At 37.8% G+C, this 20382-nt stretch carries 11 protein-coding genes; all 11 read right to left on the bottom strand.

Annotated features, from left to right (window positions below):
* Positions 1-114: 114 nt before the first annotated feature.
* Positions 115-837 (bottom strand): WecB/TagA/CpsF family glycosyltransferase, encoded by a 723-nt coding sequence (locus tag PBT90_RS06555; RefSeq protein WP_264809580.1) that lies wholly within the window; start codon positions 835-837, stop codon positions 115-117.
* A gap of 3 nt (positions 838-840) precedes the next feature.
* Complete coding sequence (locus tag PBT90_RS06550; RefSeq protein ID WP_264809579.1) at positions 841-1956, bottom strand: glycosyltransferase family 4 protein; 1116 nt, start codon at positions 1954-1956, stop codon at positions 841-843.
* 202 nt (positions 1957-2158) lie between these two features.
* A complete protein-coding gene (locus PBT90_RS06545) occupies positions 2159-3379 on the bottom strand; it encodes a glycosyltransferase family 4 protein (protein WP_270132247.1) in 1221 nt (406 codons plus the stop codon).
* A gap of 2 nt (positions 3380-3381) precedes the next feature.
* Complete coding sequence (locus PBT90_RS06540; RefSeq protein WP_264809577.1) at positions 3382-4533, bottom strand: glycosyltransferase family 4 protein; 1152 nt, start codon at positions 4531-4533, stop codon at positions 3382-3384.
* On the bottom strand, positions 4534-5469 hold the full coding sequence (locus PBT90_RS06535; protein WP_264809576.1) for a glycosyltransferase family 2 protein: 936 nt from the start codon (positions 5467-5469) through the stop codon (positions 4534-4536). It lies immediately after the preceding gene.
* Positions 5470-5471: 2 nt separating this feature from the next.
* A complete protein-coding gene (locus PBT90_RS06530; RefSeq protein WP_264809575.1) occupies positions 5472-6488 on the bottom strand; it encodes an O-antigen ligase family protein in 1017 nt (338 codons plus the stop codon).
* A gap of 289 nt (positions 6489-6777) precedes the next feature.
* Positions 6778-7920, bottom strand: a complete 1143-nt coding sequence (locus PBT90_RS06525; RefSeq protein WP_264809574.1) for a glycosyltransferase family 4 protein — start codon at positions 7918-7920, stop codon at positions 6778-6780.
* Positions 7910-9145, bottom strand: a complete 1236-nt coding sequence (locus PBT90_RS06520; RefSeq protein ID WP_264809573.1) for a glycosyltransferase — start codon at positions 9143-9145, stop codon at positions 7910-7912. Before PBT90_RS06520 ends, PBT90_RS06525 begins: the two co-directional genes overlap by 11 nt.
* A gap of 36 nt (positions 9146-9181) precedes the next feature.
* Positions 9182-11620 (bottom strand): GumC family protein, encoded by a 2439-nt coding sequence (locus PBT90_RS06515; RefSeq protein WP_264809572.1) that lies wholly within the window; start codon positions 11618-11620, stop codon positions 9182-9184.
* Positions 11621-11625: 5 nt separating this feature from the next.
* Complete coding sequence (locus PBT90_RS06510; protein WP_264809571.1) at positions 11626-12462, bottom strand: polysaccharide biosynthesis/export family protein; 837 nt, start codon at positions 12460-12462, stop codon at positions 11626-11628.
* A 34-nt stretch (positions 12463-12496) separates the two neighbouring features.
* The gene (locus PBT90_RS06505) at positions 12497-20335 is read right to left on the bottom strand and encodes a PKD domain-containing protein (protein WP_270132240.1); all 7839 of its coding nucleotides are present in this window, start codon (positions 20333-20335) and stop codon (positions 12497-12499) included.
* Positions 20336-20382: the final 47 nt, after the last annotated feature.

Below are 20382 nucleotides of genomic sequence, written 5' to 3'. Positions count from 1 at the left end.
TGGTGTACAGCTTAAATTCTTAACAGACCAATCCAAAGATTAGTCATTATCGTAATTTTATCTTTAAACAATAGATTAAGTTTGAGAGGAGCTTGACTAATCCTACATGAAGAGTTAGGATGGAGCTGAAAATTTGGAAGATATTAAGTAAAGTAAAAATTTAGGACTGGAAATAAATGTCCTTTTCCAAAGTCTCCTTGGTTCATGAAGTAACCTAGGTAACCATTCTAGTCCTAGATCAATCCAAAATTTACTAGGTCTTTTGATGTTGCCAGAGTAAAAATCAAAGACAGCTCCGATTGAACATATAATATTGACATCTAGTATATCTTTATTTTGGTAAACCCACTTTTCCTGTTTGGGAGCTGTCATACCCACAAATAAAACTTTCGGCTTTACTTCATTAATTATTTGGTGGATGCGTGAGTTATCCTGATCATCCAATACCGGCTTAAAAGGAGGACTGTAACTGTAGAATTGTATAAAAGGATATTCTTTTATTAACCTCTTCCTTATCTTTTCTAAAGTGGAATCTGTTGAGCCCAGATAAAAGACTTTAGCCCTAGTTTGATTGAGCAGGTCTAGGTAATGTAAATGCAAATCATAACCTGCTACTTTAGGGATTTTTATCCCATACAAAAGTCTGCTTGCAAGCACAATTCCCACACCGTCAGGTATAAGAATATCCGAAGTAATTAACGCCTCTTTAAATTCAGGATCCTCTTCTGCAATACAGTATGAGTGTGGATTTATGGTGTTTATTACACATTTTTTTCCTTCAATCCATGAGGTTGGTAATTGGGTCTGTAATATGTAATCTTTAAACCTTATTTCCATTACCTAAACTTGATAGTTTGTTTTTATAATTCTATTAATACTATTCAAAAAATTTTCTTCAAACTTTTCCAAAGTAAAATTTTGAGTAAAGTCCTTCCTTGCTGATTGGCTTAGAAAAAGTCTTAATTCTTCATTTTCTGCTAATTCCTTAATAGCTATTGCCAATTTTCCTGGAGCGTTTGAGTCTACAATCAATCCATTTATTCGATTATTAATAATCGATCGAATCCCCCCTTCATCGGTAGTGATCACCGGGAGTCCGAATGCCATTGCCTCTAGTATTACTAAGGGAAAACACTCTTTACGGTAGTAAGTTGGAAATACGAAAACATCAGAAGCCTGGATTATCTCATGCTTTTCTTTACCGTACTTTTTTCCTAAATATGTTATTTCTTTATCTAAATTAAGCTCCGATACTTCATTAAGAAGTTCTTGTTTAGATACATCTCCCTCTCCACCTATTATTGTGCAATGAATTGGTATGGATTCATTTTTAATTAGTGCTATTGCATGTAATAGGTCAAAAATACCTTTTTCACGAATTAGGTTGGACAAAAACAGAATTTTGAGCGGTTCAGTTTTTCCTAATCTTTTGAATTTAAGATTAGGCTCAGGATCAGGAATGCCATTAGGACAGATATAAAGCCTTTCCTTGCTGACATACTTACTAACATCTGAAAATAGCTCTTTTGCCAAAAGGATAACATCCGTCTTATGAAAAAACCTTCTATACAACCAATCATCCAATGCATTACTCTGAAAATTCACAACCCCTTTATTATGGCAATGAATAATGAAGCGATTGGAGAAAAGTTTACATAACATAGCTAATGGCCAGTCCTTATAAAACCCCATACCTCCAGCAGTGGGGGTCATATATGTAAAATGAGGTCTGAGCCTAATAAGCTGAATAAAAACCTTAAATAATAGTCCTATTATTCGAAAATACTTTCTTAGGCCAGCCCCCCCTATTTCCTCTACAGAAGTAGAAGTATTCAGATTGATATAAGAGATCTGATACGATTCATTGATCACCTTACTATCCTGGATATATTTACCCATCACTGAGGCTCCATGAATTGGAGGGGGGACAGCTAATAAAAATAAAACTTTAGGCATTAAATCAAATTTGTTCTAAGACCAAAAGGAATGTATTTCCTCAGCTTGTTTAAATAAAACATAGGAATAAACTATAATTTTATAATTTTTCACTTTAGAGTTTCGCTATTCTTCAAAAATCAGACACATTGAAACAAACGATTTATTCTATGTATGTTTAAACTGGAGAAACGAAAACCGGAAGCCATTAAATGTCAAAAAGCTATGTGCTAAGATTTTTGTTTTGCTTTAGCTTAAAATCATTCACAATTTGCTCGTAGTAAGAAATAAACTGTGGAACTATTTCTTTATCTGAGAAACGTTTTATCACCTGCTGTTTTGCATTAGTGGAAATTCTTTTCTTTTCGTGAAGTGGAAGATCAAGAACTTTCTCAATTTTTATTGCCAGATCCTCTGGAGCTTTAGGTTTAATCAAAAAGCCTGTCTCTCCATCATCTATTAACTCACTCATACCTCCTTCTTGGCTACCTATAACCAACGCACCTGAAAACATAGCCTCCAAAGTCACCAAACCCAGGGCTTCCCAGTGAGAAGGAAATACAGCCACACAATGTGTTTCATAGATTGTTACCAACTCTTTTTTGGTAACATGACCGAGAAACTGGCACCAAGATTCTTCTTTTAACTCGGACTGTAAATGATTTCCATAATTCCCAAGTTTGCCTGCAATTGTAAGTGTAAGTCTTGAGCCTTTACTTCTGAGTATTTTGCAAGCATTCACCAATTCACCTACCCCTTTTTCATAGGATACTGTACCTACATATAGTATTTTAGGCTCATTTAAGGATTCTGCATTTCTGTCAAACTTCCACTTTTTGAGGTTGATAGGATTATATAACACTTCTATCTTCTTTGCTGGAATATTAAAATATTTTGATGTCCATTCTTTCAAGCTATAGGAACAGGAAGTAAGGTAATCAGCATTTGACAGCACTCTTTTTTCAAAGTATCCTGTAAAGAAGTTTGGGATAAGTTTGGGTTGGAATTTAAAGACACCTCCATTGCTCCGATCTAGCAAACTAGATGTTTGTAACCTATAAACGACTGGGAAGTCAAAGTTCTTAAAAAAAACAGATTCAGCTCCGAATTCAGAAACCTCTAACACATCCACATCTTTTAGTTTCAATACTTCCCGTAATACTCGTAAACGATAGGAAAAGAAGCGAAAGAAAATCCTGAACTTCTTCAATTGAGTGAACCCTGGCTCTACCTGAGGGATAATAAAATCTCCTCCTTCCAAATTTATTTTAGTAAAATTATCTTCTACTTCAATAGATTGGGTTCTCGTATCGTCAGAGGCAGTGATTAGAGTCACACGATGTCCATGATCTAAAATCATAGAAATGAGATCATGTAGGTAGGTCGCTATACCCCCTCCCCTCTTTGAATCATGATATTCCCTTGATACAAAAACTATGTGCATGCTTATTCTTGATATTTCGATTGACTACTATTCGTAAGTATACCTTGGGTGATTCTAAGAGCTACTTTTGAAGGAGAATACTCTGCCTCCATAGCCCTAGATTCATTCCCCATTTTTTCTAGATCTTGGGCGTGAAAATAATCAAGCATATTTAGAATTGAATGTTTTTTCAAAACATCAAACACTTTCCCATTTACTCCATCTTTGACCAACTCTGGGTAGCAGCCATTATAAATTGTTGTAGCTACTGGTAGGCCACAGGCCATGGCTTCAGGTACTACCAAGCTCCAGTTATCCTCTAGGGTAGGCATTACAAAAACATCAGCAGCAGCATAAAAATTGTGGATAATATCATAATCCACTGGTCCTACGATCTTAATGGATTCTACCAACGAATAATTATTTTCAACCTGAATTTTCAATTCTCCATCCCCAATCAAAGTTAAAGTGTCTTCTGGATGTATTTTGGAATGACTAACCCAAGCTTCGCAAAGCTCTAAAATTCCCTTTCTGTGGATAAACTGTCCAACAAACAAAAAATTAAGACCAGCCTTTTCTAGCTTAGTTGCGTGGGAGTCAAGTTTTTGAATTCTACTTGCCAAATTTGAACTATCCGCAGACATACACCCTTCTATTATGGGCTTATCACCAGTCTTAATGTCTTCTTTTAGATATTTTGTAGTTAGACTACCATTAGCCAAATACCCATTAACAAAATAGCTGATAAGGCTTCTATATTTTTTTCTCCAAAAAGGGCAATTTCTTTCAGTATGATGAGTCCTCTCATAGGCAAGCCAAAAAGGGATTTTATTTTTTCTGGCATAAAAAGCTACTAAAGGAGTCCATTGAAAAAATCCTTCTCCGATAATAATGTCAGGTCGTATATCCCTAATAGCCTTTAATAGGCCTTGCTGGAATGGTATTTGTACTCCCTGATTAGAAAACTCGCCCTGTCTCCCAAGATTTAGATACCGCTCCCCCTCCATCCCGTGTGAATTCCCCCCTAAAGCACTTTCTACTTTCCTAATCACCCTTTCTGGTATTCGGTTTTTCGAAAATAGAACATGAAAATCCCCGCTCAAACATTCATTTAATTCATGATATAAAGGAACTCTGTAATCCAAAAAAGATGGGTTGACCCAAAGAATTTTCATTTAACCTGGTTGATATATTTTAGAAATTAGCTTTTTGGAAATCGGCACTGGCAAAATAGACACCCCTAGTAAGACAGTTAATTTGAACCTTTCTCCTGAATAGGCATAAGATTGAATAAACTTTTTCCTGGCATGTTTATTCTTACCAACCTCTAGAAGTAAAATGCCTTTACTCTTCAACCACCTACCTAAATAAAGACTATACCCTACTTTACCAGCACGCTGTGCAAATGGCAATAAGTCCAGCATTTCCCTTCCTACGGGATCATTATCAGTCTCACGAATACTGGAAGCTCTTTCATTTGCTATATGAAAGATGTATTTACCAAGAGGTCGAGTAGAATAAGCCAGCTGATGCCTCAACATGAGTCTTGTCCAAGTGATTAAATCTTCACCCGATTTAATTCCAACTGGAAATCCTCCTACATCTAACAAAGCCTGCTTTTTAATCGCTATCGCTGAAGAATTAATTGGTGGATGAGAAGATGCGGCTACTTCAAAATAGTTTTCTACTACCCCTTGCTTCTCTTTAAATCGAACATGGTTTAATACAGCCAATTCAGTCTTGCCAGATGGGTAGAAGAACTTATAGGAAGTAGCCAACACTTCTTGTTCAGGAAAAAGACTGTGTAAATGGCGAATTTCTTTCAAAAACTCCTTGTCCCATTGATCATCAGCATCTAAAAATGTAACCCAATCAAAAGCAGCTTCTTGTACACCTCTATTTCTCGCAGCTGAAACTCCTTGGTTAGGTTGGCTGACCAGCTTGATCAGCGGATGATTCACCTTCAATACTAGTTCGCGCGAAGCGTCTTCACTTCCATCATCTACTACAATAATTTCATCAGGACATTCGATTTGATCAAAAACCGACTCAAGCGTCTTCAATATAGTATCCTCCTTATTAAATAAAGGAATAATCAAGGAAATCATCATAGTTATAAATAGGAAAGTCCTCTTTTGCTAGCCGAATATGTAATACCTACCATTGCGAAAAAATAATTAGGAAAGAAAATGGTGTATTTCAGAATATTATCAGAATACATAAAAAACAGAAAGCCTACGAACAGAGTCAAAGTGGAACCTATAAGTACTTTGAAAATAGAAATCGTATCTTTAAAGTACAGTTTCAAAAGTTGTACAAACGTTGAGACAAAGCCACCAAGCAGGCAAATTAATCCTACCCAACCATAATTATATCGCACAGACAAATAATCGTTATGCGCTTCAGCCGAAGACTCACCCGCCAGTTCACTTAACACCGCATTATCCGACCGAGGACCGTTACCGAAAATTGGATTTGCGGCCAACCCAGGCTCGAGTCCTCGTTGCCACGCGGTACGTCCGTTGGTATTAAACCCACTATTGCTTTCGTAGTAATTAATACTAATATCAGAAAGTTCTCCCTCTCCATCATAGAAGGTTTTTTTCTGAAATGATTCCGAGCTAAAAACTATAGCAAATAGAATTAATCCCAATAATGCATATGGAATTTTAGAAGAAACACTTTGATTAGAAAAATGTATTACAAACGACGAAACAAATACCAAAATAGCCATCCTGGTGACAGATAGAAAGGGCATCAGAAAGAGGATCAAAAATATTACTAAAAATTTCTTTTCGCCAAAAACATAATAGTATCCAAGTGATATTGTCGCCATTACATACAAAAGCATAGGCGTAGAGGCCATATGTGGAGAATAACCTGTAAGTGCTTTATAAACTACAAACACGGCGAAGACTACTATAATCAACCGTGAAAACTGCTGAAATGCCCAAAAGAATTTAGGCCATGAATATGTAAACGAGGAGGCTACCAACCCCACCATGATTGGTAAAATATATTGGATGGTCAGCTGCAAACCTATAAATGAAAAATCTACTGATAGGGCTATTATGAGGCAGATTATCCAGAAAATCCAATTAACCAACGGGAAAAGTGGTCTGTCCTGCATGGTGAACAACAAATATATCGTAACCAATAGGCAAATAATCCAAGCAATTCCGGTCCAGTTAAAACCAAAAAAAAGACTTGGGAGTACTGGAATAATAGAATTAAGGTAAGGAAGGAAAGAGCAAAAGAAGATCGTATTAAACAAAAGTTTAAAGTTCTTATCCGGAATCTCCGTGCGAATACTGAAAAAGGCAACTAACTGTCTCACCCTAAAAAAAGAATTATTTGTTCGCAAAATGAGACACTAGTCTGATATTTAATTTGATAAATCACCATAAAAGATATTATAATTACATCAAACGATAAAGCCCTGCAATACTATTCTGATAATGTTCAAAATCAAAACGGGACTTTATGGAATTTCTACCTTCTTCTGCTAGAGAAACTCTAAGGCGAGGATTGCAAAGGAGCAATTTTATTTGATCAGCTAAAGTAGCTGTATCCCCAATGGGGAACAATAAACCGGTCTTTCCATGAGTTATTACTTCTGCTAAACCAAAGGCGTCAGATGCGATTACTGGCTTTTTCATATACATTGCCTCAGCAGCATATAGCCCGAATGCTTCAAAACGGGACGGAACTACCACTATATCGAGATGAGCAGTTTCCGAGATCACATCTGCTGGTAATAATTTCCCGCAAAATACTACACTTTCGTCTAAACCTAATGAAGTTACTAGTTTTCTAAGCCGACCTTCATCCCGCCCTTCACCATAGATAAGCAATTTTAAAGAGGATTTCTCATCTTTTTTCACAATACTGAAAGCATTGATCAGAATATCAACTCCTTTAACATAATCCAATCTACAAACAGTCCCAATCCGGTATGATTTCTCATCTCCATACAATGTACTGAGGTCTTTTAAGCGGCTATCTATATATTTGGTATCTAGTGTGTTGTATATAGTACAGTGCTTAGGTAGCTTTTTATAAGCTATATTATTATTAAAAACATGGCTACTGCCAAACCAAGATTTTTCCGTACTTTTTGAAACGGAAAGAAAAACATCACAGACTACGGACGCAGTCTTTAGAATCAATCCAGCAAACTTTCCGTGAGATTCTGTTTTGGGCTGATGAACGGTGGCCAAAATTTTTCCAACCCCTGCAAATTTGGCTGCTACTATTGGCAGTGCTCCTGGTGCCACATATTGAACATGAAATATATCAAAGGAAAATTTCTTAAGTTCGGAAGCTAGTTTATGAATGAAGGATATTGCCCCAATGGCTCTATCCCACTCTAAGAGAACAATCTTAGCCCCAATTTTTCTAAATTCATCAACTATATAAGCATCATGCTCAAAATAACAAATAACAGTAACCTGATATTCCTCCAGCACTAAGGCCTTTACCAAATTAAGAGTTTGGATTTCCGTTCCTCCCACTAATAAACATGGAATACCTATACCTACGATTTTGACTTTACTGGACAAGAGATGTTAATAAATCTGATAAAATAACTGCTTGGTTTTTCCTAGTATAGAATTCAGGTTGGGTATCAAGATGACTCGGCCAAACACCTGATTTCCATTTATTTATTGAGTCCATTAAATACTTTTTCATTGCTTGGACAGAATCAATACAAACTCCAAAATTTTCAGATCGAATCATGGAATCCAATTCTGAACCATCACCAGGCACACAGAGAATTGGCTTTTGTACACCCGCGTATTCAAAAAACTTTGTTGTCAATACCCCTTCCCTCCCTTGATTAGTGATGAGTAATAAAGCTTGACTATCGTTAATGATTTTTGGAACTTCTGAGGTCTCTACTCTTGGCAGAAAATGGAGAAATTCCTTATTCTCGGATGTGATATAGTCTGAAAGTTTTTTTGGATTAACACCATAAAAATTAATCTGGAGCTCATTTTCACTTAATAATCCTTCTCTTTTCAATTCATTGAGAGCTTCAAAAAATATGGCCGGATTATGATACCATTTACTTAAAATCCTCCCTAAATAGGATATGGTAAACCTTGAAGCAGATCTCTGCGATTGAAGAGGAATGAAAATTTCATCATCATATCCATTATAAATCACTTCCGCCCTTTTACCTAGCTTATTCTCCAAGGTTTTTCGATGAAATTGAGAAACCGTAATATTTAGATCAGAACTACGATTGGTTATATTTCTTCTCCATAACATTCGCCAGATATGAAGCTTTTCTTGAGCCGTACGAGGTTCCGATTTTTCCTGCTCATAAATATCCCTGAAGTCTACCACAAATTTGCTGGAAGATTTTTGGGCTAACTTCTGCCCCAGAGTTACACCCCATTGATCGGGCACAGAAGCTAAGATAATGTCAAAATTATGTGACTTCACCAAATTCCTTCCAATAGGAATAGCGAGATCTAGAAATCCTGGTGGGGAAGAATACTCTGGAAAAAAGAAATCCCTGATTCTATATCGCCAATTTCTTGTTTTAATGTATTCAGACTCCGATGGATTGTTTATTCTGATTATTCTTTTCTCTAAAGCGAAAGGTAAATGGACTTTCATTCCACTGTTCATCACCTGATCATCAGTAGGAATCACCCGAGTGATGACCCAAACCTCCCAACCAATCAATGTCAGATACTTCGCAAACATGGTAGTACGAACACCACCAACAAATGATTGCGGGGCAAAAGACGGTGAGATTATTAAAATCTTTCTCAAAACAAGATCAAAATATTCAATAATATAGGTTTGATCCTATTTCTTTTTACCCAGAAGCCGACCTAAAGGACCTGTTTTCTCTTCCTGATAATAACCGTAATCTTTACCGTAGCCATAACCATAACCATAGCCGTAGCCATAACCATATCTATGGTCTACTTGGAAATCATTAAGAATAGTATAAATTTTCTTGAGCTCCTCTTTTTCTCTTAAGCTCTCTACGACTTTGACATTAGATTTATCCGAATATTTATGCCTGAAAACAAAGATGTTTATATCCGAATATTTAAACAATTCCTTGGTTTCAGAAACTAAGCCTACCGGAGGACAATCCATGATAACTATGTCGTAGGATTGCTTTATTTCCTCCATCATCTTCGAAAATGAATCTTGGAGTATTAATTCTGCAGGATTTGGTGGCACAGAACCAGAAAGAAGAATATCTAGATTTTCATAGCCACTATTTTTAACGGCTTCTCTCCAATCCATCTTATTACTTAGTATGGTACTTATTCCTACTTTGTTTTCAAGTCCAAAATCCTGCGCAATTTTAGGTTTTCTAAGATCTAAGCCTAAGAGAATCACTTTTTTACCAGAAAGTGCATAGACAGAAGCCATGTTGATAGCACAGAAAGTTTTTCCTTCTCCAGAAATAGAGGAAGTAAATAAAATCACAACGTTACTTTTTTCTGGTACGAGGTAGGACATATCAGAACGCAGCGATCTAAACGATTCCGTAACCCCTGATTTAGGGTTTTCAAGTACCACCCGAGAATGATCTAAACTCGATTTACCAATAATTCCTAGGAAAGGAATATCATGATGTTTTTCGAGAAAACGAGGATCGTCAACTTTATTGTTAAAATAAGTTCTGATAGTAATAAATAAGAACGGAATTCCAAGTCCGACAAAGAATCCAATGATTAAATTAATAGATTTCTTTGGGAAAACGGGGCTTAAACTAGACCTAGCAGTGTTCAGAATAGAATTCTTTGGGAAATTTGAAGCTTTTGTAATTTGAGCCTCATATAACTTCTCCTGAAGATAAACATAGATGGATTCATTAATCTCAAATTGTCTCTGTATTCCCAGTAACCTCCGCTCTGTTTCTGGCAACTGATTGATTTCACCATCTATAGTGTTAATTCTATCTGAAAGTTGATTAATGGTTGCATTAATATTAGATATGGCAGAATTGACATTCTCTGACAGGACTTTCCTTGTATTCTCAATTTTACGGTTGATTTCTAGCACCGCAGGATTTTCATCTTTAAAGTTTGCAGTAAGCCTGGTTTTTTCAGACTGCAGTTCAATTAAGTTTCCTACCAAAGTAGTTAACAAATTGTTATCCATTTCTGCTATGGATGGAGCCATTAATGCATCAAAATCTTCTCTGTCCAAATATTGCTTAAGTTGATTGTAATACCTTAGGGATATTTCAGCCTTTGCTCGTTCATTCTCCAGCTCTAATAGATTGTCATATACACGCGACCCTTCCTCACTTAGATTGAAAATTTTGTTATCTGTTCTATATTGCTGTAGTCTATTCTCAAAAAATGTAAGGGAATCTGTAATGCCGCTTAGTTGATTTTGAATAAACAATATGGTAGCATCTGATGCTCTATTCTTTTCTGCTAATTCTCTGTCCAGATAGGCATCCATCAAATTATTCAGATAATTTTCACCTTTCTTCCTGATAGTTGTGCGTAGCGAGAGAGACAATATTGACGATTTTTCATCCACAAGCTGGACATTCAGTTCATCCGCCATTTGTAAAGCAAGAGAAGGAGTGTCGGAAATTGAAAAAAATATTTCTTCTCCGGGAAGTGCCCCTGCATTTTTGATCGTAAATTTGTTAAAGTCACTCACAATCAATGAATCAAAATGATATTGGCCATCAAAAACATTCTGGTCGGACAGGTTACTATTGTAAAAAGGATCGTTTGGATTATAAACAGAAAGTTCTTCTTCTGCTACCTGTAACTGAAACCTTGAGTCATCTATAATTTTTAGTTTAAACATCCCTCCTACGACCTGAGGGTGTTTCCAATCTACCTCTACCAGCACTGGAGTATTTCCGTAAATTTGGGTTTTTTGGAAAGTTCCTTCTCTAAAATAAGAAATATTAAAATTTAAATCCTTAAGTGCTTCTTCAGCAAGAAACAAGGACTTTAAAATCCACACCTCATTTTGGGTGTTCATTTTACTATTAACTAATCCTGCAGAGCTAAACAAGTCTGCGGTAATATCTGGTTTTTCCTCATTTAGTACAACCGTACCATTTACCACATATACGGGGAGAGTATATTTGTTGAAAAGAAAGGCTATTACAACACAAAATAAAACACTAAAAAGGAACCATTTCCAGTACTTAAAGTAACTGAGAATGATGGCTCTCAAGTCAAAATCTTCTCTCGATTTTGATACTGTGAATACAGGATAGTTAAATGGGGTATTATTCTGATTGGTCGACATTAGAATTACTTAGTAAGATTAAGCATTAAAGCGGCAAAAGTAAACAGAGATATTAACAGTGTAAGCGATTGTGCAGCATTTTCACCCGCACCTAATTCTCTGACTTTTAAAGGCTCAGCATATAATTGATCATTTGGACGAATAAAATAAAAATCACTGTTCAAAAGACTTCTGTCGTTTAGATCAACTTCAAATACTTCACTCCCGTCTGGATACTGACGTATCAGCAATAGTTTATCTCTTTTAGCTATGGTAGTCAAATCTCCCGCATTGGCGATTGCCTCGAAAATTGTCATTCTATCCTGAAGAACTACGTATTTTCCAGGATTTTTAAATTCGCCCAAAGCACTGTAGCGTATACCACCAAGCTTAACTCTAACATAGAAATCTGACTTGATGTAATTGCTTAATTGCTCTCTTATCTGTTCTTTAGCCTGATCTAGTGTCAAGTTTCCGACTTTTACCTTTCCCAGGAGAGGCAGCTCAATCATTCCTTCTTCGTCCACTGAATACCCTGTCATGTAATATACATCTCCTCCGCCTTGTCCTTGCTGCATACCAAAATTTTGATTGGTCTCCATTCTTGTTATGCTAAAACCATTTTGGATAATTTCATCATTGGTAACCACCTGTACATCTACAATATCATTGTATTGCAGTTCGTACTCTACCATGTGGTAAGGTATTCTATTTCCTGATTGTAGGCTTGGGTCATTATCTTCATTTTGTAGATAAAGGACTTTCCTATTTGGAATACAAGAAGAAATCAACGAAATGGAGAGTAAAAGAAAAAATAGTTTTGAAACAAAATTTCTCTTATTTGAGCTAGTAGTAATATTCATATCTTTTAAAGTGTGTCAAATACGGTGTGCAAAATTATCTAATTAAAACAAAAACGCCAGAAGTTTCTCCTTCAAAACCACCCCTACTCCTATATTTCCCCCTGTATACATAGTTACCATTGATTGCTGGCTTTCCGCGGAATGTACCATCCCAACCCTCATCCTCTAAAGTGTTTGACTCATAGATCAATTCGCCCCAGGTAGTAAAAACATAAACCTTTAAAAATACTATACCTCTAAATTTAGGGAAGAAGAAATTATTTTTTCCATCTGTTCGATCAGGAGTAAAAGCATTGGGAAACTTAATATCAAAATTATCAATTATTTCCAATTCCATTACTGCTGTGCTTTCACAACCAAGATCATCCCAAGTTCTAAGAATTACTATAAAAACTCCTAATTCCTCATAAATATGATTAGGGGAAGCCTCTGTTGAAGTATTTCCATCTCCAAAGTCCCACTCCCATCTCACAGGGTTTCCCTGGCTTAAGTCACTAAACATCACTTCATCACCAATTCCAACTTGAGAATTTGTGACAGTTTGGCCAGGTACTACTTCAATATTATACTCAAATGAGGCTACAAGTTCAACTTCTGCAATTCGCACTAAAATACGCTCTGTAGCAGTGAAGCAGTCAGAATTTTTTTCCTTCATTCTCACCTTATAAACCCCAGTCTGAGAAACAGTACTTATTTCATCTAGTTGCATTTTATTGTCATCACCATCAAGAACCTCATAGTCATAGGTGTTAGGATCGTATCCTTCAATATATAAGGACAAATCTACAGTTTGAGTAGGGTCACATATCAGGGAAGGGTTGCTGGTTCTTAAAGTAGGAATGGATTTGACTGTTACTATTGCCTCATCCAGATCTCTGCTACATGCTGCATTTAGATCTAATTCCGCATAGTATCTATATGGCGAGTTTACTAAATCTAATCCTGAAATAGTGAGAACACCATTTTGGGTGAGATTATAGGTGATATTTCCATCCGTACTACTACCTATTGGAATTCGATCCTGTCCTTCGCTGTCTTTAAACCAGGAGAAGGTGAGTCCGCCTCCTTGACCACCTTGTACACGAGGAGTAAGAACAGCATCTTCTCCTTCACAAATAGTCAGGTCATCTGCTATGACTTTCAGCGGTTCGTTGGTAATTGTTAAGCCATCGGCAGTAACCGAACATTGGTTTGCATCTGTCAGTGTTACTATGTATGATCCAAGCGGTAAGTTTTCCACATTAAAATCATTTCCATTCCAGACTATATCCGAGGAGGCAACAGCTCCAGCTGGTCCCTCAACTGTCAAGTTGTAAGGTCCGGTTCCGCCAGCTGCAGTTCCAAATAACCTTCCATTCGGGCTGAGACAGGTAGCTCCAATTGCAGTCAAGTCTTGGATTTCTAATGGAGCGGCAGGGCCAGCAACAGTAAAGGTTCCCACTTCCACGATACACCCACTTGGATTCTGTGCTTCCAAAGTATAGATTCCTGAAGCAAGGTTCTCAATAATCGAATTTGGATAGGATACAAAAGGTCCACCATTCAGGCTAAATTCCAAGTTCTGATTATCCGGGATTTCTAGTTCAAGACTTCCTCCATCTCCAAAACATAGCTCTGGAATTGGTGTCACCTGCACCTTAGGGTTACCAAATACCTGAATTGAAATTTCTTTTTGATCTCCAGCGCAAATCCCATCACCATCTACAGTAACCCAAAGTTTGAATGGTGCATTTGCTAAGGTAACTCCCTGCATGTTTATGTTACCTCTCGCATTTAGGTTGAATATGACTCCGTTTATAACTTGACCATCAGAAATAAGATTTGCGCTGCCAATTGATCCCATATACCAAGTGAACACCGCATCACCATTTGACGGATTGACTTGAGGAGTTATAGAAATAGGATTGCCATCACAACTGGAATAAACAGGATCTACAACTATTTCTGAAGGACCATTTTCAACTGAAACAGGTGTAGACATGGTATATAAGCAACCTTCTGCGTCTAAAATCGCAAAAGTATAGGTGCCTTGTCCCAGATTTTCAAAGGTGTATGATAGGTCAGATGTTGTCAGCGAAATAGGATTCCCAGTAGAAGGTGTAAGTGAAATTTCATAAGGTCCTGCCCCTCCTTCCCACTCAAAGCTCAATAAACCGTCCTGCAAACCACAGGCTGCATTTTTAGAATCTACTAAAGCCGCTTTTATTTCCAATGCAGGTTCTATGGATACCGGGAAAGATTGAGAACAAACTGCTCCCTGAACCTCTAAGGTGTAGTCTCCCGGAGCAAAAGTTGCAGCGGCTAATTCTGTTGCTGTATACGCGTTGCTTCCTATTTGGAAAATCATTCCAGGCTCTATATCACCTGTAACTATGATTTTACCATCAGCAGCTTGAAAGCAACTTTCTTTTTCTCCTTCTATTGTGAGAACAGGAAATTCAAATACTTCAAAAGTCACGGGAATCTCCACCCCAGTACATTCTACATATAAATAGTAGGTATATTCACCAGCAGGCAATCCGTCAATTTCCAGTGTGGAATTCACAAAGTTATTTGGGTCTTCTACAATGGTGTAGCTGATATCAGAGTTAGCCGGATCTGGTCCGTCTGTTATTAGTCCACTTTGATTAGGGTTTTTATACCAAGCAATTGTGGTGCGAGCTGAAGGTGCATTTGGGTCACCAGGTTTGTGAACAGCTTCGAGCTTTACTTGTTCGCCAAAGCATACCTGAGCTGGCGGAGTGATGGTATATTCTGGGTCAGGAGCAGTTCCTACTTCAAATTCAAAAACCTCAGAACATCCCTCAGAATCAGTTATTGTTAGGAAGTAATCTCCAGCAGAAAGATTATCGACCTTGTTGATCGTGCCAGTAACCTCCGTACCTGTTGGAGAATCTTTGGTCCATTTAAACGTGTAATTACCCCAACCACCAGAAATCAAAACATCGAGAATCTCACCATTATCTTCCCCACAGCTAGTCGCAAATGTGTTAAATCTATCTAATTGAATTGGGCCTGCAGGGGAATCAATGGTAAATGTTTCAGTAAATAAACAACTCGCATTTCCATTGGTATCGCGCATGCTGAGTGTGTAATTTCCGGTAGCAAGGTTTTCGAATACTGGCTCAGCCTGCCAATTAGTTCCGTCGACGCTAAACTCAAAGGTTCCACTTCCACCAGAATAATTCTCTACTGTAAGTGTTCCATTTGCATCTCCAAAGCAAATCACTGAAGTTGGAGTTAAAGTCGCCTCTAAAGGCGCCAATACTTCCACAGTAGATTCTGAATCAATAGTACATACACCACTACCTTCTAACTTAGCATAATAGGTGTATTGCCCAGCAGAAAGCCCAGTTACTGACAATGTGAAGTCTGGCAATATGGAATAGGTTAAAGCACCTTCCTGATCACCATTAAAAATTTCTTCAGTGAAACTTGAATCTTTAAACCATGTTATTGCAAAGAGAGTACCCGCTGGCGCCTGAATATCAGGTAATAGTTCTGCAGAAACCCCTGCACAAATCACATAATCAGATGGTGTAACATCTACTGCGATACCATCATTATTTTCCAGGGTAATAGATGGCAAGGTTCTCTCACAATCATTACTGTCCACAGATTTGATATTATAGGAGCCTGGAGCAAGTTGACTTATGGTATATATAGATCCGGATTGAACCATATTAAAATCTGCTATAGGCAGATTGTTTACACTAAGTACATAATCAGGAGTACCACCTTGAACTTCGAACGAAATCTCACCGTTTATAGCTCCACAAGTGGGATCCTTAATGGATATCAATGAAATTAAAAGTTCAGGTGTTGGTTCAATAGTTTTATTAATTTCTTGAAAACAACCCGTTAAATCATTGGTAATTCTAATCGTATAATCTCCCGCTGCCAATCCCTGAAATGAATTGGATGCAATATCAAACGAAGTAGGGCTTCCCACTATAGAATAGGAGTAATCAGAAGAACCTCCAGAAGCAAGAACTAAGCTTCCATTGGATTCACCAAAACATAATGGTGAAACAGGATCAAAGTCAGCTTCAGGGATAGGGTTAACCGTTAAAGTAACAGGAATAGGTTCTAGCTGACAGGCATTTAATATATCTGGCTTCAAGTAGAAGGTATAGGTTCCAGCATTAGCAATATTACTTACATCAAGCTGTCCTGTAGTATTGTTCACACTGAAAGTTAGCCCTAATGCAGCATCATCTCCAGTTAGAATTTCATCTGTTGCTCCTGCGTCTTTAAACCAGCGGAAAACTGGTGCGGCATCAGGCGTTCCGGGATTTTCGACTACTGGAATTATGCTAGCTGATTCATTCAAACATATTTCAGTTTCCTGCAAAGAATACTCGGGTAAAACCTGTGCTGTAAGGGAAAGACTTGACTGCACCGGACAATCATTTGCGTCAATTGCCTCGATTGTATAGGTTCCTTCAGGAAGGTTTTCAATTAAATAAGAATTTGAAGTTGATTCAGTTGGGTTAAATGTACTTAGAGCATACCCATTGATAGTAATGGTGTAGCCTCCAGCTGCAAGAGGAGTTCCACCCGAGACCTCAAAGGCCAATTGCCCATTGTCAATACCACAGGAAGGATCTACTTCTTGAGTCACATTTAAGATGAGTTGCTCCGGGTCTACCAGTTGCACCTCAATGGTATTTTCGCATTGACTGGCAGTAGCAGTATTTCTTACTCTGATCGTATAATCTCCCTCAGTAATTCCAGTATTAAATAAGGGACTGGACTGATACCCTGTCAAACCGTCGATCATGTACTCAAAATCTGAAGGGCTTCCGTTGGTTATATTTACTTCTATCAGGCCATCACTACCTCCAAAACATGAAGCTGACTGAGCTCTGACAATTTCTATAATCGGGAGTGGATTTACGGTAATTGTGGCTGGCAAAATCGGCAAATCACATACTACAGGGGTTGTAGAACTAGCAGGACTAATCGTAGGTTTAAAATAGACATCAAAAGTCTGCTGTATATCGGAATCAGGAAAGTCAGAGGCTGAAAGGGTGCCATTTACAGGGTCAACTGTAAAGGTGATTCCCCAAGGATTGGAATTAGCTCCACCTATCTCCTGAGTGGCTGAAGCGTCGGAATACCATTTAAACTGAGTATTAGGATCAGGGCTTCCAACTTCAAGTATATTTACAGTCAAAGAAGCAGTCTCATTAATACAAACAGTGGAACTGGTCACCTCATATATAGGTAAAACCTGAGGGGTCAGAATTTGGTCTGAACTAATTTCACAGCCCTGCGCATCTTTGACAGTCAGAGTGAGCGTATAAGGAGAAGGAGTTGATATCAAGTTATTCACTTCGAAAACATCTGCTCCAATTTGGTTTACCGCTGGAGGACTAGGTCCTGGATAGCCTGTAATAGAAACAAATTCATAGGTTCCATTTCCGCCCGCTACCTGCCAGGAGACATATCCATTGTCAAGTTCACAACTTGGATCTGTAACAGTAGTTACATTTAATTCTAGCGTGTTTTCGGGACCAAGAATTTCGAAATCATATAGTTGCTCACAATCAGGATTGTTTGACGTACCTGCAACAGTATATTTACCTTTGGACAATCCTTCGAAAAGTCCTGTTGATTGTAATGGCCTAATTTCATTTCCTGCTTCATCAAACAAGGTATACTGAGTTAGGACTTCGTTTCCTCTTCTAAACACAATCTCTATACTGCCATTGTTACCTAAGCACCAATCATCTTGCACTACAGGTAGATCAAAAGTTACTGCTGGGTAAACTGTGACAGTGGCTGCAATTTCTAAATCTCCTAAAATGGAACAAATATTCTGACTACCAGAACGATCCACATCCAATTCAACATAATAGTTATATGTGAAAGGATTGCCTGATTGAGAAAGCAGGCCATCGACAATTAAATGTCCTGAAGAATTAATTTCATATGTAAATCCATCCGCAGCTGGAGTTCCTGGGTTGGAAGTAATTGGTTGAGTTTTCGCAGCATCCTTATACCATAAGAATTTAGGGGTAATACCATTAAGGTAAATGGGGTCCACTTCAGGAACAATAGTGACCGTTTCACCTTCACAAACTAAAAAAGTATCATCCTCGACTGTAACAGGTGTTCCCAATTCATCCTCAATAAGGGGAATAATTAACTGGTCCTCGCAATAACCATCATCTCCATCTTCCAAAGGATTTCTGATTACAAGGATGTATTGCCCAACATTTACTCCTTCAAGTTCGAATGTAGCAGATTCACCATCCGCGACAACACTACCAATCACAATTCCCTCTCCTAAATTAGTTTCTACTCCTGAAGTATTAGTGTATAACCAAAAGTGTTCGAATCCAGGAATCAGGTTCCCCACTTCTGCTGTAATTTTACCGTCATTTTGACCATCACAAGTGGGTAATTCGATTACAGGTTCTGAAAGGAATTCCGGAATCGGGTTAATAACTACCACCAACTCCTTAGGCTTTGATGTCAGCCCATAACTATCTGTTACGGTATAATAAATCTTTGATCTGCCGGTAGCTCCAGGATTAGGAGTAAATATCACATCAACTCTATCTCGCAAATCATCAAAGTTACCATCATTTAAATCGGAAATGCTAGCCTCAAAAGTCCCCAAACTCGAAGATATTGGATCTAAATTACTATTACATGATTCACAAATAGGTGTAAGACCACATTGAGTGTGATCTATATCAGATGAAAAAGTATTCCAAGGAGCAGAGAGATTGTTAATATCCAGGCTTTCGTCATAAAGTTGTACACATTGAATAAAAGCCTTACTGGAGCTTTGTAAATCCACATCAATCACAATTTCTAGCTCTTCATCTACACATGTCCTGTAGAATTCGTCAGAACCTACAGGCCTCTGAGCCTCCTCAACTTTTGACACGTCTACTGCAAGATTTCGGATTTCATGGAAATTCATGTTTTCACCCGTGGCTGCAGAAAAGCCCAATTTTATATTCTCTGGAGCATCAAAATTATAATGGGTTGGACCAATAACTCTATAAACTACCCCACCTACTCGAATATCGACGGTTAAATCGTAGCCTACATCTGCACGTGGGGAAAGATTAACATACACTTTTCGATATTCTGGATCTGAGCATGTCAAGCCAGGAACTGGGCCAGTATCTATAGTAAATTGATCTGCAACTGGTCTAGGTGCAATATTAACTTCCTCATAATCAAAAACTTTATAGTCATCAACTTCTGGACCTCTAACTCCTACAGTGTGAGGATACCTCATATATCCAGGAATTTTGGGATTGGGTCCCAGACCATTTGGCTTATTCGGCGGAGTTGATTCCAAGCTAATGAAATTACCCCACTCATCTAAAGCTACGCCAATGTATGCCCCTGACAATCCCGGTTGAGTTACTGATCCTGAGATCCTAGGAGCATAACCTAATGAACCTCCAAACCCACCAATGTTAAAAGGTAACGAAGGTGGAAAATTCCCATATTCACCGTCAAACATAAAAAAAACAATGCCATCCGCTCCATCTCCTCCATAACTAAGGTATTCAAAAGAGACCTTAATACCATACTCAGGTGAAAACGGCAAGTCTAGATAAACATATCCATCTTGATATGCCGAATTTCCAGTTAGACGAATAGATTGTCCCGTCAGGGCTGCTGCCAGATTACCAGGACCAGCTCCGTTTCCAAAATGTGTAACATCTGGTCTTCTAATATCATTTATAGTTCCAATAAAAGGCTCACAATATGGGTATCCCTCTCTTGATATAGAAACTTGGCCCCTCACTACATCAGGCAAAAGCATAAAAATCACCATCAATATTCCTAAAAAAGAATAAATCTGATTCAAATTATGCGTATTGACTACTTGGATCATTGAATGCTCCTAATGAGGTCTCTATTCTCAAAGATAAACATATACTG

Source organism: Algoriphagus sp. TR-M9 (genome assembly GCF_027594545.1).
GTDB lineage: Bacteria > Bacteroidota > Bacteroidia > Cytophagales > Cyclobacteriaceae > Algoriphagus > Algoriphagus halophytocola.
The sequence above is the reverse complement of the archived record's forward strand: the minus strand, read 5'-3'. Positions and strand labels throughout refer to the sequence as shown.